Source organism: Aeromonas sp. PrichA-15 (assembly GCF_017939245.1).
GTDB lineage: Bacteria > Pseudomonadota > Gammaproteobacteria > Enterobacterales > Aeromonadaceae > Aeromonas > Aeromonas caviae.
Genome location: NZ_JAGKRH010000128.1, coordinates 81,965 through 97,136, shown reverse-complemented (window position 1 = coordinate 97,136; position 15,172 = coordinate 81,965). Strand labels below are relative to the sequence as shown.

12 protein-coding genes and 1 pseudogene are annotated in these 15,172 nt (G+C 62.9%); 5 read left to right on the top strand and 8 right to left on the bottom strand.

What is annotated here, in order from left to right; translation table 11 throughout:
- Positions 1-147: 147 nt before the first annotated feature.
- Positions 148-675 (top strand): annotated as a pseudogene (locus J9889_RS15890) (GGDEF domain-containing protein); the annotation flags it as partial.
- A 108-nt stretch (positions 676-783) separates the two neighbouring features.
- On the opposite strand, the gene rnk reads toward J9889_RS15890, so the two are convergent.
- From rnk to J9889_RS15865, 5 genes are all read right to left on the bottom strand, one after another.
- Positions 784-1,179 carry a nucleoside diphosphate kinase regulator gene (gene rnk / locus J9889_RS15885; RefSeq protein WP_010675253.1) on the bottom strand — a complete coding sequence of 132 codons (396 nt, stop codon included), beginning with the start codon at positions 1,177-1,179 and terminating at the stop codon, positions 784-786.
- Between the two features lie 233 nt (positions 1,180-1,412).
- On the bottom strand, positions 1,413-2,147 hold the full coding sequence (locus J9889_RS15880) for a transporter substrate-binding domain-containing protein (RefSeq protein ID WP_109112849.1): 735 nt from the start codon (positions 2,145-2,147) through the stop codon (positions 1,413-1,415).
- 81 nt (positions 2,148-2,228) lie between these two features.
- Positions 2,229-2,912 carry a hypothetical protein gene (locus J9889_RS15875; protein WP_052814631.1) on the bottom strand — a complete coding sequence of 228 codons (684 nt, stop codon included), beginning with the start codon at positions 2,910-2,912 and terminating at the stop codon, positions 2,229-2,231.
- A 50-nt stretch (positions 2,913-2,962) separates the two neighbouring features.
- Positions 2,963-4,330 (bottom strand): alkaline phosphatase, encoded by a 1,368-nt coding sequence (locus J9889_RS15870; RefSeq protein ID WP_210557316.1) that lies wholly within the window; start codon positions 4,328-4,330, stop codon positions 2,963-2,965.
- 24 nt (positions 4,331-4,354) lie between these two features.
- Positions 4,355-5,746, bottom strand: coding sequence for an alkaline phosphatase (locus J9889_RS15865; protein ID WP_049636848.1), 1,392 nt, complete (start codon positions 5,744-5,746; stop codon positions 4,355-4,357).
- 341 nt (positions 5,747-6,087) lie between these two features.
- Here J9889_RS15865 and ylqF point away from each other — a divergent pair, with 341 nt between their 5' ends.
- Complete coding sequence (gene ylqF, locus J9889_RS15860; protein WP_052814633.1) at positions 6,088-7,038, top strand: ribosome biogenesis GTPase YlqF; 951 nt, start codon at positions 6,088-6,090, stop codon at positions 7,036-7,038.
- A 301-nt stretch (positions 7,039-7,339) separates the two neighbouring features.
- A complete protein-coding gene (locus J9889_RS15855) occupies positions 7,340-8,488 on the top strand; it encodes an MFS transporter (RefSeq protein WP_210557310.1) in 1,149 nt (382 codons plus the stop codon).
- Between the two features lie 89 nt (positions 8,489-8,577).
- Here J9889_RS15855 and J9889_RS15850 read toward each other — a convergent pair whose 3' ends face one another.
- From J9889_RS15850 to dinG, 3 genes are all read right to left on the bottom strand, one after another.
- Entirely contained in the window at positions 8,578-9,474 is an 897-nt protein-coding gene (locus J9889_RS15850) for a histone deacetylase (RefSeq protein ID WP_210557308.1), read from the bottom strand.
- Between the two features lie 70 nt (positions 9,475-9,544).
- Positions 9,545-10,204, bottom strand: coding sequence for a DUF2057 domain-containing protein (locus tag J9889_RS15845; protein WP_039040268.1), 660 nt, complete (start codon positions 10,202-10,204; stop codon positions 9,545-9,547).
- Between the two features lie 213 nt (positions 10,205-10,417).
- Positions 10,418-12,490, bottom strand: a complete 2,073-nt coding sequence (gene dinG / locus J9889_RS15840; protein ID WP_128343768.1) for an ATP-dependent DNA helicase DinG — start codon at positions 12,488-12,490, stop codon at positions 10,418-10,420.
- 382 nt (positions 12,491-12,872) lie between these two features.
- Here dinG and J9889_RS15835 point away from each other — a divergent pair, with 382 nt between their 5' ends.
- Both J9889_RS15835 and J9889_RS15830 read left to right on the top strand, forming a co-directional pair.
- Positions 12,873-13,910, top strand: a complete 1,038-nt coding sequence (locus J9889_RS15835; RefSeq protein WP_210557306.1) for a porin — start codon at positions 12,873-12,875, stop codon at positions 13,908-13,910.
- A 195-nt stretch (positions 13,911-14,105) separates the two neighbouring features.
- Complete coding sequence (locus J9889_RS15830; protein ID WP_210557304.1) at positions 14,106-15,047, top strand: hypothetical protein; 942 nt, start codon at positions 14,106-14,108, stop codon at positions 15,045-15,047.
- Positions 15,048-15,172 lie beyond the last annotated feature (125 nt).

Sequence of the window (15,172 nt, the reverse complement as noted above, 5' to 3'; positions counted from 1 at the left end):
CGGGACACGCCGTTTTAGCCTGTGGAGGCGCGGTGCAATCAGGCCGCCCGATGAAGCAGGAACCCGGTACTGCGCGAGCAGCTATCACCCAGTAATGGGAATCCCCCTCCTGTGACGCGAAGCGCTAAGGTGGGGGAGGATGTCAAGCTGATGGGCAACTATCTGTCGACCTTCGGGGTGCTGCTGCTCTGTACCCAGTACCGGGCCCTGGCCCTGCGTCGACAGGCCAGCCAGGATCCCCTGACCGGCCTCCTGAACCGGCGCGGCTTTATGGATCATTGCGTGACGATGGCAAGGCAGGGGGCGCTGGTGGTGCTGGATCTCGACGACTTCAAGCAGATCAACGATCGCCACGGTCACGAGACCGGGGACAGGGTGCTGGAGGCGGTGGGTCGCTATCTTGCCGGCCAGCGGGATCTGGTGGCCAGCCGCTTCGGCGGGGAAGAGTTTGTGCTGCTATTGCCCGAGCGGGACCCCCTGGCCCAGCAGGCGCGCTGCGAGCAGATCCGCCAGGGAATAGAAACGCTGGAGCTGAAGGGGGTCCGGGTGACGGCCAGCCTGGGGTGGGTGCCCAGCGCCCGTGAATGGCACTTTGACACCCTGTTCAGCCAGGCAGATCGCGCTCTCTATCAGGCCAAGCGGGAGGGCAAGAACCGGATCTGTCAGGGGGCCTGATCCCCCGTCAGGTCATGCCCGGCCGGTGGCCGTCGGCTCCGACCGGGCAAAGACATACCGAGTCAGCCACCTGGTCGCATCAGACCAGAGTGGCCGCCTGGCGGCCTGTCAGCGGTGCAGCTCCCCCGCGCGTTCCGGCTGATAGACCACTTCCAGGATCTCCACCTGGATGGTGCGACCGGCCGGCCCCGGCCAGGCGATGCTGTCACCCACCTTGAGCCCCAGCAGGGCGCTGCCCACTGGCGCCAGCACGGAGATCTTCGATTCGTCCCCCTGCACATCCTTTGGATAGACCAGCGTCAGGCAGAAGTCGTTGCCGCTGTTTTGCATCTTGAAGCGCACCGTGCTGTTCATGGTCACCACGTCCGGCGGCATGTCGGCGGGTTCGCGGATCTCGGCGCGATCCAGCTCCTCTTGCAGGGCAAGGTGCTGGGGGTGGTTGCCAAGCAGCTGTTCGATGCGATCCAGATCCAGGCTGGAGATGACGAGATGAGGCTGTTTCATAGGGTATTTCCTTATCAATGACTGAAGGGACCAGGATGACGGGCAGACTGGTCGACAAAAAACGGTGCAAGTGTAAAAAGCAGACAGCAACAGCGATGCCCCCGAGCGACTCGCGCAGCGGGGCGAGGGCGGGGGCTCAGCGGGGTGTGAGCGTACTGGAAAAAATCATGATTGCTTTCATGGAGATACCATAACCATTCTGGGGTGGTTTGGCAATTGGACTGACTTTCTCATCAGGGAGCCTGGTAATCGTACTGGTGCAGGATGCGCGCGAGACTACCATCCTCCCTCATTTCCTGAATGACCCGGCGCCAGCGCAGCGCCTCGCTGCGGGAGAAGCGGGGACTGGCGGCCAGGTAGAGGGTGCTCTGCTGCAAGGTCTCGCCCCGCACCAGGTCCGGGAGCGGCAGACCCGCCCGCTGCTGGTTGTAACGGGCGGTGTTCCAGGCCACCGCCCATGCCTGGATGCGGTCGCGCGCCAGCTTGCTGGCGTTGCTGACCTCCTCGGTGACCAGCTCCCGGGTCACCCCTGTCAGCGGCTGGAACAGGCTCTGGCTATGGGAGCCACGCATCACGCCAACGGTGAGGCCTGGCAGCGTCTTCATGGAGATCGGCGTTGGATGGTGACGGCGATGGCTGACCAGCACGAAGGCATCCTCCAGCAGGGGGGCAATCCAGAGAAACAGTGGTTCGCGCTGGGGATTTCGGGCCGGGGGCAACAACAGGACATCCGGGCGGTGGCTGGCCTGGCTGAGGGCGCGAGCCAGCGGCATCAACTCGATCTCGAGCGGTTCCCCGAGGCGGCGGGCAGCCTCCTCCAGCACCTCGATGGCCATGCCGCTCGGCGCACCCTGTTGGGCGCGGATCACATAGGGGGGAATGTCCGCGGCCACGACGACCACGGCACGGGCCGAAAAGGCGCAGACGATCAGGGGAGAGAGCAGCAGAAGCAGAGTAACAAGGCGCATGGATGTTCGGATCCGGGATGAGTACAGAGAGTGTAACATCCCGTTACGCCATGTCAGCCAGGCGATTGCCGCCTGGGGGGATCAGTCGAAGAAATCCCGCAGATCCAGGGTCTGGTACCCTGCCAGTTGCTGCCAGGGGAGGGTCTTTGGCAGCGGCTTGAGCGTCACCTCCATCCGGTAGCTGCGATAACCGTCGAGGCTTGCCGACTCCACCACCAGGGGCAACTGCCAGCGGCTCGACCAGAGGATGCGGGTACGCTGGCGACCTTCACGGGTCTCATACCAGTTCGCCTGGTCGGGGGCGGCCTCATCCAGCGGTGTCATTCCCTCTAACAGGGCAGGGTTGATGAGGTGGCGGATCCGCGCCCACTCCGGCTTGAAGGCCACCTGGCCGTACTCCTCCTGCGGCACTTCCACCAGCTGGTTGTGCCAGGCATCGGCGTAGCGCAACTGGAGTGCGTCTCCCTCGCTGCGGGTGACCCAGCGCGCCGCCATCTGGTGAGTGAAGTGCTTGTGGCCGGGGCGGGCATCGTGGGTGGCGTGATAGGCACGGGCCAGGGGAACGGGAATGAGCCGCTGGCTCCACACCTGGTCACCGACCCGCAGCCACTTCTCCTGCCACTGGCTCTCCCGGGTGATGCCGTCGCTGCCGGTAGCCCTGTCCACGTAGCGGATGCGGGCGGCCAGATCGGGCACCTCGTCGGCCAGGAGGGGGAAGGAGAGGGCGCTGCCCAGCAGCCATAAAGAAAGCAGATATTTCATCATCGTCTCTCGCTCGACGGAAAAGGTGCCCGGCGCGGTGCCGGGCCCCTTTATCACAGGCCGAGGGCCTCCCTGAGCTTGCCGAACACCCGGGTGTTGTCGAGGGTGCCCTTGAACTGGCTGCTGCCTGCGCCGCCCGCGAACAGCATCACATCGCCGCCGCCGTGAGTCTCGGAGCCGAGCTTGACTCCGGTTTCCTGCAGGTAGTCATCCGCCATCACTTCATCGCTGGTAAGGGTGGGGCGCTGGTCCTGGCGGTTGGGGCCGTTGCCGAACACCAGAGTAGTGAACGGCTTGCCGTCCGCGTCGTTCTGGGTCGAGCCATCGGCGTTCTTGACCAGATCCAGCACCTTGTTGCCCTTGGCGGAATAGCCGTTGATGGTCATGGTGTGGTCGTGGTCGGCGGTGACCACGATCAGGGTATCGCTCAAATCCACTTTGCCGAGGGCCGTCTTGACCGCCTCGTCCAGCGCCACCGCATCGGTCAGGGATCGCTTGGCGTTGGTGGCATGCAGGGCGTGGTCGATACGCCCCCCTTCCACCATCAGGAAGTAGCCCTGGCTGTTCTGGCTGAGCAGATCGATCGCCTTGGCGGTCATCTCGGAGAGGGACGGCTGGGTACTGGCCGCCCCCTTGGCGACGCGGTCCAGTTCGTAGTCGAGGTGGGACTTGGTGCTGAACAGCCCCAGCACCTTGCCCGAGTTGACGGCAGAAAGCTCATCCTTGGTGGTGACATAGCGGTAGCCCCGGGCGGTCAGCTCGGCGGTGAGATCCCGGCCGTCGGCCCGGCCGCCCTTGTTGCTGGCACTGTAGGGCGTCCAGTGGTTGGCGCCGCCCCCCATCAGCACATCGACCCCATCCCCCAGCGCCTGGTTGAAGCCGGCTCCGCCTGGTACCGCCTGCTCGGCGATGGCGTAGGCCGCATCCCGGTGGCAGATATGGGAATAGGTCGCCGCCGGGGTGGCATGGGTGAGCTCCGTGGTCGTGACGGCTCCCACCGACTTGCCGGCTGCCTTGGCCAGCTCGAGAAGGGTGGGCACCGGGCTCCCGTTGTCGTTGGTGCAGTTGTTGATGCCCTTGTTGCCGTTGGCATCCTTGGACGGTGCCACGGCCCTGGTGTCGCTGCTCATGGCGATCACCTCGTTGTTCATCTTGACGCCGGTGGTGTAGGCCGCCATGGAGGGGGCGGAGTCCGTGGTCTGGGCATCGTGGGAGAAGGTCTTGATGCGCGCGCTCTGGGGCAGTTTCATCATCTCGAGCTCCCCCTCTTCCCCCACCTTGAACAGGCGGGTGGCGGTGAGCACTGTGGGGCCCATGCCGTCACCGATAAAGAGGATGACGTTCTTGGCATCGGCGGCGTGCGCCTGGGAGAGGCCGCCAAGCGTGCCGAGCAGGGCGGTGCAGACCAGCGTCTTTTTCATGGTGATGTTCATCCTGATAATCCCTTACAGCTTGGCCGCAGCCTTGATCTTGCCGAACACGGCGGTGTTGTCGAGAGAGCCGTGGAAGCGCTCCGCTCCCTGGCCGATGGCGCCGAGGAAGACATCGGTACCGCCGTGGGTCTCGTTGCCTATCTCGCCCACCTTGACCACCACCTCCTGGTGATAGTCGTCGGCGGAGACGGTGGCGTCGTCGAGGGCCGCCACGCTGCTGCGCGGGCCGTCCACCCGGTTGTAGCCGTTGCCAAAGCCGATGATGGTGTAGGGCATGCCATCGCTATCCTTGCTCGGCTCGCCGGTCTCGTAGTTCTTCACCAGCCCGAGCACGCCCGCATTGCCTGCCGTGGTCTTGCCGGTGCGCTTGGCGTACCCGTTGAGCACCAGGGTGTGGTCATGGTCGGCGGTGACCACGATCAGGGTGTTTTTCAGCTCGGGATCGGTTTTCTTCACTTCATTGATGGCGGCCTGGATGGCGTTGTCGAAGGCGAGGGTATCCTGCAGGGCGCGCTTGGCGTTGGTGTCGTGCAGGGCGTGGTCGATGCGCCCCCCTTCCACCATCAGGAAGTAGCCCTTCTCTTTGCCCTTGAGCTGCTTGATGGCAGCCAGGGTCATTTGGGCCAGTGACGGCTCGCTGGCGGGTCGGTCCAGGTCATATTTCATGTGGCTTGAGCCAAACAGGCCCAGCAGCGGCTTGCTCGCATCGGCCTGGTTCAGCTCGTCCAGGGTGGCGGCAAACTGATAGCCCTTCGCCTTCATCTCGTCGATGAGGTTGCGACCATCGGTCCGCTTGCCCTTGTCGGCGCTGGGCAGGAAGAAGCCGCTGCCGCCCCCGAGCACCACGTCCAGCCCCTCTTTCAGGGCGCTGTTGTAACCGCTGCCCCCCGGCACCATCTGGACGGCGATATCAGCCTCCAGGTCCCGGTTGCATATATGGGCATAGGTGGCGGCCGGGGTGGCGTGGGTGACCCGGGTGGTGGTGACCACGCCGGTGCCACGGCCATCGGCCTTGGCCAGCTCCAGCAGGGTGGTCACCGCTTTGCCGCCGCTCTGGCTGCAATCGCTCTCCTGGGTGGCGTCGCTGTCCATGCTGATGACGCCGTTGTTGCTCTTGACCCCGGTCATGTAGGCCGCCATGGAGGGGGCCGAGTCGGTCACCTGGGCATCGTGGGAGAAGGTCTTGATGAAGGCCGTTTCCGGCAGAGTGTCGATGGTGAGGCTGCCCTCTTCGCCGACGCCATAGATCCGGGAGGCGGTGAGGGTGTTGAGACCCATGCCGTCGCCGAGGAAGAAGATCACGTTCTTGGCGCTGGGTTCCGGGGTGTTGCTGTCGTTGTTGGAGTTGCAGCCGGCGGCCAGGGCGGCGCCTATCATCACTGCAAGTCCTGCCATCTTTCTCATTGGGGTTCGCTCCTTGTGAAACCTGAGCGCAGCCTAGAGGGGGCAGATGACACTTTTAGTGAAGAGAGATGACAATGCGGTGAAAGTGCCTTGTAAATGTTATCTTATATCAATGGGTTATGTTGATTGTGTTCTGCCACTCACCTCCCGGTGGCGTGGCGGGCATCCGGCCACCCGGGTGACAACACCCGGCCAGAATAGCCTGTCAAATCGGGGCCGCAGCAGGTAAAATGCGCCCCCTTGCGATGAGTGCCAGCGGTCTGGCGCATCACCACGCACCCGCAACCCCGAGCGCCCGCAGCCCCGAGAGGGGACCGCATGCCAATGAGAGAGTAACGGATATGTCCATCAACTGGTTCCCCGGCCACATGCACAAGGCCCGCAAAGAGATTGCAGAGGTCATGCCCCAGGTCGATGTCATCATCGAGATGCTCGACGCCCGCATCCCCTTCTCCAGCGAGAACCCCCTGGTGCCGGAGCTGCGCGGGGAGACGCCGGTGATCAAGGTGCTCAACAAGGCAGACCTTGCCGACCCCGAGATCACCGCGCTGTGGGTGGCCCACATGGAGCAGGAGAAGGGGATCAAGGCACTGCCCCTGACCCAGCAGGAGCCGGAGAAGATTAAGCAACTGCTGACCCTGTGCCACGAGATGCTGCCGGAGCGCAACTTCGAGCTGCGCGGGGTGCGCGCCATGATCATGGGCATCCCCAACGTGGGCAAGTCCACCCTGATCAACACCCTGGCGGGGCGCATCATCGCCAAGACCGGCAACGAGGCGGGGGTGACCAAGTCCCAGCAGCGGATCAAGCTCGACAACCACGTCATCCTGACGGACACCCCTGGCTTCCTGTGGCCCAAGCTCAACCCGCCCTCCTGCGGTTATCGACTGGCGATCACGGCGGCCATCAAGGATACCGTCTTCGATTACGCCGACATCGCCATGTTTGCCGCCGACTACTTCATCAAGGCCTATCCGGAGCGCATCAAGGCACGCTACCAGCTGAGCGAGCTGCCGGAGACCGAGATCGAGCTGCTGGATCTCATTGCCCGTCAGCGCGGCTTCATGCGCAAGGGGGGGCTTGCGGATCTGCACAAGGCCTCGGAAATCCTGGTCAATGAATTCCGGTCCGGCATGCTGGGGCGGATCTCCCTGGAGACGCCAGAGATGGTGAGCGTCGAGATAGTGGAAGCCGAGGCCGAGGCTGAGCAGAAAGCCAGGGAGAAGGCGGAGCGGGAAGAGGAGCGCCAGGCCCGGGCTCGTCGCAAGTACGCCAAGAAGCGCCAGCGCTGACCGGCGTTGTGCACGATAGGTTGTGCTTGATAACAAGAAGAGGCGGCCCTGGGTCGCCTCTTCTGGTCATGGCGCTCTGGCGTGAGGGAGGCACAGGGGCGATATTCAACCGCCCGGTTCCCCTTATCATGACCAAGGTGCCGGCCAATCAAGGGGATGAGGCTCCCGTCAGGGGAGGGCCTTGCCGCGTTGCCATCACGGTGGGCAGAAAAACCTTGCGACCCGGCCTCAGTGCCGATTGACAAAGGCACAGGCGGTGGCATGATGCGCTCGCATTTTGCCTCTCCCCACGGTTCTATCCATGACCACATACTCCCGCCCGGTGCTGCTCCTGCTCTGTGGCCTGCTGTTGCTGACCCTGGCCATCGCGGTATTGAATACCCTGGTGCCGCTCTGGCTCGCCCATGAGCATCTGCCCACCTGGCAGGTCGGTATGGTCGGCTCCTCTTATTTCACCGGCAACCTGCTGGGAACCCTGCTGGCGGGCAGACTCATCGCCCGCTGCGGCTTCAATCGCAGTTACTACCTGGCCAGTGCGCTCTTTGCCGCAGGCTGCGTCGGGCTCGGCACTACCGTGGCGTTCTGGAGCTGGCTCGCCTGGCGATTCATCGCCGGTGTCGGCTGCGCCATGATCTGGGTGGTGGTGGAGAGCGCGCTGATGTGCAGCGGCAACGCCCGCAATCGGGGTCGCCTGCTGGCCGCCTACATGATGGTCTATTACGTGGGCACTGTGCTTGGGCAACTGCTGGTGAGCAAGGTGCCGACGTCGCTGATGGCGGTGCTGCCCTGGGTGACCGCCCTGGTGTTGACGGCCATGCTGCCGCTCTTGTTCACCCGCATCGCCAGTCCGTCAGGGAACCACCAGGCCAGGACTCCGGTCTGGCCGATGCTGCGCATGCGTCAGGCGCGTCTGGGGGTGAACGGCTGCATCCTCTCCGGCATCGTGCTGGGGGTGCTTTATGGTCTGATGCCGCTCTATCTGAACCACCAGGGGGTGAGCGACGGGGCCATCGGCTACTGGATGGCGGTGATGGTGAGCGCAGGCATCCTGGGGCAATGGCCGGTGGGGCGTCTGGCTGATCGTTTCGGGCGCCTGCCGGTGCTGCGGGTACAGGTGCTGGTGGTGATCCTGGGGGCCATGGCGATGCTCGGCAACGCGGCCATGGGACCGACGCTGTTCATTCTGGGGGCCGCGGGCTTCACGCTCTATCCGGTGGCCATGGCCTGGGCCTGCGAGAAGGTGGAGCAGCATCAACTGGTGGCCATGAACCAGGCGCTGCTGCTGAGCTACACCATCGGCAGCCTGCTCGGGCCGACCCTGACGGCGCTCCTGATGCAGCACTACTCGGATCATCTGCTGTTCATGGTGATTGCCGGGGTCTCCCTGGTCTATCTGCTGATGCTGCTGCGCAAGATGGGCGAGCACCCGACGCCGATGGCCCATGCCTGAGGGCAGACGGCGTCATCATCCCTGTGCACGGATATAGAAGAGGCGACCCAAGGGTCGCCTCTTTTTCGTCATGGGCCGGGTGGTGCCGCTCAACCAAACCGGTGCCTTGCTACTTCAAAGAGCGAGAGGTGCAGCGGGATCAACTGCTGCCAGTCTCGCCGGTAACCCCCTCCCGGTACGGCGGTGATGGGCAGCCCGTGGCGAAGCGCAGAGTCAAAGACCATGGCATCGCGCTGGCGCACGCCGGAGTCGCTCAGGGATAGGTAGCCCAGCTCGTCGTCCCGGTGCACATCCACCCCGGCCTGATAGAGGATGAAGTCAGGGGCGTAGAGGCGATGAGCCAGGGCGAGGGCCTGGTCCAGGGTCTCGAGATAGGCGTCGTCCTCCATGCCGCTTGGCAGGGGAAAGTCCAGATGGGAGGCCGGCTTGTGGCGGGGGAAGTTGTGTTCCCCGTGCAGGGAGAGGGTGATGATGTCGCGGCTGTCCGTGCACAGGGCGGCGCTGCCATCTCCCTGATGGACATCGAGATCCACGATCAGCACCCGCTCGCAGAGTCCCTCGTCCAGGCAGGTTCGTGCCGCGATCACCAGATCGTTGAAGAGGCAGAAGCCGCTGCCAAACGCCCGGTGTGCGTGGTGGTAGCCGCCGGAGATCTGCAGTCCGCAGCCCTGCGCAAGGGCGTGGCGGCTGGCGGCCAGGGTGGCACCGACCGAGTGCAGGGTACGTTCAATCAGCAGGGGAGACCAGGGAAAGCCGAGCCGGCGAATGGCTCCTTCATCGAGGGTACCGGCGAGGGCGGCCTGTACATAGGCCGCATCGTGCACCTTCTCTATCTGCTCACGGCTGGCAGGGGCGGCCTGTGCCAGCGGATAGTCGAGGGCGACGAGGCGTTCAAACAGCGCCTGGTACTTGGCCAGGGGGAAGCGGTGACGCTCGGGCAGTGTCAGGGCGGAGTAGTGGGGGTGATAGAAGATGCGCAGTGACATGAAGCATCGGCCATGAACGGGTATGAAAAAGGGGAGCCAGGCTCCCCTCGATGCAGGCGTGCGATGCGCCTTACTGCTGCTGGATCACCCAGATCTGGAAGGCTTTGCGGGTCTCCGCATCGGCCTTGTTGTACCAGCTCTGCAGCTGGGTCAGGGCTTCCGGGTTGCTCATGGCCTTGCTCGGGGCCACTTCCACCGGTGCGCTGGCGGCAGCCATCACGGCGGCGGTGGAGACGGAAACGGTCTTGGGCTGGTTGAAGGCCTTGCCCATCTTCAGCAGCTCCTGCTGATAGTCACGGGTCAGCTGGAAGCCACCCACGGTCGGCATGACGAACTGCTCGGATTTCAGAACCTGGCCGGTGGATTTGTCTTTCAGAACGACGTTCTGTTCCTTGACGAAACGCTTGGCTTCTTCTTCCTTGCGGGGCTTCTTGAAGTCGAGGAAGAGTTGCTGGTTGTCGGCGGCGGTGAAGTTGATCACCAGGGGCTCGGCGGTGACCAGCTTGGTTTCACTGCGGCTGGAGTAGTTGCCCTCGAAGGCGACCACGACCTGGTGCCTGCCGGGCTCCAGGGAGAAGACGGTGGCTTTGTCGAGCAGCTGGGGGTTGACGGGTTCGCCATCGAGCAGCTGGATGACATAGGGATTCGTAATTTCCAGTTGGCTAGCGGCCAGGGCGCTACCTGCCCACAACAGACCAGCCAGGGCCGGTACCAGAACAGTCAGTTTCATTTCATCTCCTTGAACAGTCAGGCAATTGCCCACTGAAAAATAGGGGGTCATTTTTACAGGTTTGCCCCACAGCGGCAATAGCCGTTTATGGCGCCTTCCGGTGTGCGGGGTGTGGATCCCGCTGCCCCGAGTCCTGCGGGCAGCGTGCTCTTCTATCTTCCTGCCCCCTCCTGACATGAGGGACAGGGGATCGCATGGCGGGCGTCAGCCGTGTCACTCGATGCGTCGGGTGAAGGGGGGGAGGGCGTCCAGCAGCCCCTTGCCGTAGCGCTTGGTCAGCAGGCGCCGGTCCAGGATGGTGACCCGCCCCCGATCCGCCTCTTTTCGGATGAGGCGGCCACAGGCCTGGATGAGCTTGCGCGACGCCTCCGGCACCGTCAGTTGCAGGAAGGGGTTGCCGCCGCGCTGCTCTATCCACTCGGCGGTCGCCTCTTCCACGGGGGAGTTGGGCACCGCGAAGGGGAGCTTGGTGATCACCAGGTTGGTGAGGTAGTGGCCAGGCAGATCCAGCCCTTCCGAGAAGCTGCCGGTGCCAAAGAGGATGCTGGCCTGGCCGCCGTCGCACTTCTGTTTGTGCAAGAGGAGCAGGGCGCTGCGGGACGCTTCCCCCTGTACCAGGAGCGACATCCCCTTGGCCCGCAGCCCCACCGCCACCTCATTCATCTGGCGATAGGAGGAGAAGAGCACTAGGCTGGCCTCCTTGCCTGCCAGCAGGCGGGGCAGGGTATCGATCAACTCCTGGGTGAAGGCGGGGGCACTGGGCTCATGGGCCATCTTGGGCAGATAGAGTTCGGCCTTGTGGTAATCGAAGGGGGAGCGCAGCCGCAGATAGCGGGTGCCGTCATGCTCCTTGAGCCCTACCTGGTGGCGAAAATAACTGAAGGAAGAGAGGGCGGTGAGGGTCGCCGACACCAGCACGGCCCCGAGACAGCGGGACCAGAGCCACTCCTCCAGCAGATACCCCACCTCGATGGGGGAGGCGTGCAGCCAGATGTCCCCGTCCTCGCTTCTGGCCATCCAGCGGGCGAGGGGGGTCTTGCCGGTGGGAACATGGCGGCTCAGCATCTCCCAGAGGGCGCAGAAGCTCTCGAGCCGCTGCAGGTGAAAACCGCTCTCCGCCAGCAGAGGCTCGGCCTCCTTGCGACGAATTTCGCCATCCTTGAGCGCTTCGCCGATGGCCCCCTGCATTCTGTCCAGCGCCCTCAGTGCCTTCTTGCTCGCCTCCTTGAGGTTTTCCGCCAGCATGGGCAGGGGATCCGGCAGCACCCCATCGGCGAATCTGTGGTGGGGCTCGCCGCCAAAGAGGTGATCATTGCTGGTGAGCCACTGCTCGAGGGCCTTGAGATCCGGCTGGAGAGAGGCCAGGGCATCCTGCAGTTTGAGCTGGGGGTCGAGCAGGCTCTCCTTGTTCAGCGTTCTGGCCAGCTTGCCAGCGCTTTGCACCAGCTTTTCCAGCCAGCGGCGGGATCCCTTGATGCTGGCGCTGGCGGCGCCGTGATCCCGGGCGATGGTGGGCAGGTGATGGGCTTCGTCCAGCACATAGATGCACTCGTCCGGCGGCGGCAATATGATGCCGCCCCCCATGGTGAGGTCGGAGAGCAGCAGGGCGTGGTTGACCACCAGCACATCTGCTGCGTCCATGTCGTTGCGGGCGCGGTGGAAGGGGCAGTGCTGATGGTGGCTCAGGGCCTTGTTGCAGGTGTGGCGGTCGGCGGCGATGCGATCCCAGCACGGGTCCGGAATGGGTTTGGGCCAGTTGTCCCGATCCCCGTCCCACTTGCCTTCGGTGTAGGCCTGCCACAGCCCCTGGTAGCACGCTTTGTCAGCATCCGATGGCTTGTGTTTGCTCAATGCGCCGAAGTCGAGTTCGAAATTGGCCATCTCGCTGCCGTTTGCCGCCTGCTCCAGCAGGTGCTCGCAGCAGTAGCGCTGGCGCCCCTTGACCAGCATGAAACGAAACGGCAGCTCGCTGTGACGGTGATAAAAGGGAAGATCCTTGTGGATGAGCTGCTCCTGCAGGGCCACGGTGGCGGTGGAGATCACCAGCTTCTTCTGGGTCAGCCGTGCCACTGGTATGGCCCCCTGGGCATAGGAGAGGGACTTGCCGATGCCGGTGCCAGCCTCGGCCACCAGGATGCGGCGACTCCTGTCATATTCTCCCATCAGGGTCTTGGCGATTTCGGCAACCAGGAAATTCTGCTCCTTGCGCGGCACAAAACCGGGTAAACCATCGGCAATCTGGCGATAGGTATTGCGGATGGTGGCTTTGAGGCGAGTCGATAGCATAAAGAAGGTGTGGCCGTGTCGGTGTGGATGGCAACAGGATACCCGCAACAGGCGGCCCGGGTCGAGGCAGGGGAGAAGCAGTCGGGTCAGCCCCGGCTTTGCACATATGTTATGAGGGAACAGGGGGTTGCAATAAACCACCAAAAAAGAGGGATTCAGGCAGAGAGTATCGCTGTAAACGTTTTCCCTGATGGGGAAAACATTGTGAGATTCAGCTCACAAATTTTTCCCTGTGACTATGGTTTTCATAAAAAGTTCCAAGTTTTTTCATTGCGGATTCGAAAACCCGGTGATAGTCTCGGCGCCATAGTGATGCAAAGAACATCGCTAACACAGGGAATAACAAGGACTTAGTGTTTAATTACAGTAGGCATTGGAAACTATGAAAAAGACAATTCTGGCTATTGCTATCCCGGCTCTGTTCGCATCCGCAGCCAACGCTGCTGTCGTTTACGACAAAGACGGTACCTCTTTTGATATCTATGGCCGTGTTCAAGCCAACTACTACGGTGAACACGACAATACCGACGCTGAACTGGTTGGTTCCTCCCGTCTGGGCTGGTCCGGCAAAGTCGGCCTGAACAACACCTGGTCCGGTATCGCCAAGACCGAGTGGCAAGTATCCGCCGAAAACTCTGACAACAAGTTCAACTCCCGTCACGTATACGTCGGCCTGGACGGTACCCAGTACGGCAAGATCATCTTCGGCCAGACCGACACCGCGTTCTACGACGTGCTGGAGCCGACCGATATCTTCAACGAATGGGGTGACGTAGGTAACTTCTACGACGGTCGTCAAGAAGGCCAGATCATCTACTCCAACACCTTCGGTGGCTTCAAGGGCAAAGTGTCCTACCAGACCAACGATGAAGTAGCCGTCAAGGTTACTGACATCGGTCAAGGCATCAAGGAAACCGACGTCTACGGTCCGAACGTCAAGCGCAACTACGGCTACGCCGCTGCTGCTGGCTACGACTTCGACTTCGGTCTGGGCCTGAACGCCGGTTACGCTTACTCCGACCTGGAAAGCACCGTCAGCACCGCTTCTGGCGACAAGAAAGAGTGGGCCCTGGGCGCACACTACGCCATCAACGGTTTCTACTTCGCCGGTATGTACACCCAGGGTGACCTGAGCTACGACAACACCACCCAAGGCAACAACAAGGACAAGGGCCGTGGCTACGAGCTGGCTGCTTCCTACAACGTTGACGCCTGGACCTTCCTGGCCGGTTACAACTTCGCCGAAGGCAAGGTACTGTCCAACTCCGCCGGTTCTTCTTACGAAGACATCGTCGACGAAACCCTGCTGGGCGTGCAGTACAACTTCACTTCCAAGTTCAAGGCGTACACCGAGTACAAAATCCAGGGTATCAACGACAAGGACGACGAGTTCACTGTTGCCCTGCAATACAACTTCTAATCTAGCCTCTGCGCTGATTTAGTTGATGAACGGCCAAGCTCGCTTGGCCGTTCTGTTTTTTGGCCCCTTCACCACTTTTCGTCCTCTGGCCCTGCGCCATATCACGTTGTCTTCCTTGCCCCCTTGGTTCTCCTCTGGTAAATCGCTAGATTATTCAATTTGTTGAAGCAGATTGGCCGACAGGGAAGGATGCCTTTGATCGATTTCACCCACCCCGAGTGGCGCGCGCTGGCACAGCAGTTGCTGAGCGGCGGCTCCCAGGCTGTTCGCGGTCGTCAATGGCAGCCGCTCATCGGCATGCTTCGGGACAACCAGTTGCTGCTGGCCCTTGGCAATCATCACTATGAGCTCACCCCTGCCGGGCACCGCTATCTGACCCGGGAGCTGATGCTGGCGAAGATGGCCAGTGCCCCGCCGGAACCCGAGGAGTGGCTGCAATCCCACGGCTGGCAACTGGGGGAGAGGGTCAACGAGCGGGTGCTGGCGGCCCTGTATCGCAAGGGGGAGGGTCATTTCAGCCCCATCGAGCAGATCGACTTCGAAGACAAGGGGATCCGGCTTTGCAGTGATCTGCCCCTTCGTCTGCGGGCCGCACGGCCGTTCAGCCTGTTTCTCAGCGGCGGCACCCTGCTGGATGCCGCCCCCTGGCTCCAGACCCTGGGGGAGGTGGCGCTGCCAGCCCGCACCCTGGCGCAGCTTGGCAAGATCCTCTGGGGAGAGGGGGAGATACAGCGGGTGATCACAACCGATGCCGTCGGCGCCTTCGCCGAGTTGCCACTGCCCGCCGACGCCCTGCTGGTCTGGTATCCCGCCGAGGATCCCGGCACGCTGGAGCCCCTGATCGCCGCCTTGCCGCCCCAGACCCTCTGGAGCCACCTCACCGCCCTGGATCCGGCCGGGGTCGACAGAGTACTGGCATTGGCCCAGCGGTTGGGGAGACCGGCGAGCTGGTGGTTGCCCCGGGATCTGGTGCCCATCAAGGCGGCTTACGGGGTTCCCCTGGGGGATGGCCGGCCCTGGGAGCCGAGCCGTATCCCCCGTGCGCTGCTGGTGCAGTGCAATGATCTGGTGGAGTCGAATCGGGGTCTGTCGGTCGAGGTGTGTGCCCTGGCACCGGATTGGCACGGGATTGGTTGAGGCGGCGCCGAGAAAGCGGTTTTCCCCTATGGAAGGCAGTGGTATAAAGAGCTGACGAAGCGCTCCCTGGACGGGCGCTTTTGTTTGCCAACCTACTTTGCCAGCCAACGAACTCAACGGACTAC

Bases quoted from the DNA above. Each gene is read 5' to 3' on its own strand.
- J9889_RS15845 (WP_039040268.1), bottom strand. From the start codon at position 10,204: ATGAAACTGACTGTTCTGGTACCGGCCCTGGCTGGTCTGTTGTGGGCA.
- J9889_RS15865 (WP_049636848.1), bottom strand. From the start codon at position 5,746: ATGAGAAAGATGGCAGGACTTGCAGTGATGATAGGCGCCGCCCTGGCC.
- ylqF (WP_052814633.1), top strand. From the start codon at position 6,088: ATGTCCATCAACTGGTTCCCCGGCCACATGCACAAGGCCCGCAAAGAG.
- J9889_RS15870 (WP_210557316.1), bottom strand. From the start codon at position 4,330: ATGAAAAAGACGCTGGTCTGCACCGCCCTGCTCGGCACGCTTGGCGGC.
- rnk (WP_010675253.1), bottom strand. From the start codon at position 1,179: ATGAAACAGCCTCATCTCGTCATCTCCAGCCTGGATCTGGATCGCATC.
- dinG (WP_128343768.1), bottom strand. From the start codon at position 12,490: ATGCTATCGACTCGCCTCAAAGCCACCATCCGCAATACCTATCGCCAG.
- J9889_RS15875 (WP_052814631.1), bottom strand. From the start codon at position 2,912: ATGATGAAATATCTGCTTTCTTTATGGCTGCTGGGCAGCGCCCTCTCC.
- J9889_RS15855 (WP_210557310.1), top strand. From the start codon at position 7,340: ATGACCACATACTCCCGCCCGGTGCTGCTCCTGCTCTGTGGCCTGCTG.
- J9889_RS15835 (WP_210557306.1), top strand. From the start codon at position 12,873: ATGAAAAAGACAATTCTGGCTATTGCTATCCCGGCTCTGTTCGCATCC.
- J9889_RS15880 (WP_109112849.1), bottom strand. From the start codon at position 2,147: ATGCGCCTTGTTACTCTGCTTCTGCTGCTCTCTCCCCTGATCGTCTGC.
- J9889_RS15850 (WP_210557308.1), bottom strand. From the start codon at position 9,474: ATGTCACTGCGCATCTTCTATCACCCCCACTACTCCGCCCTGACACTG.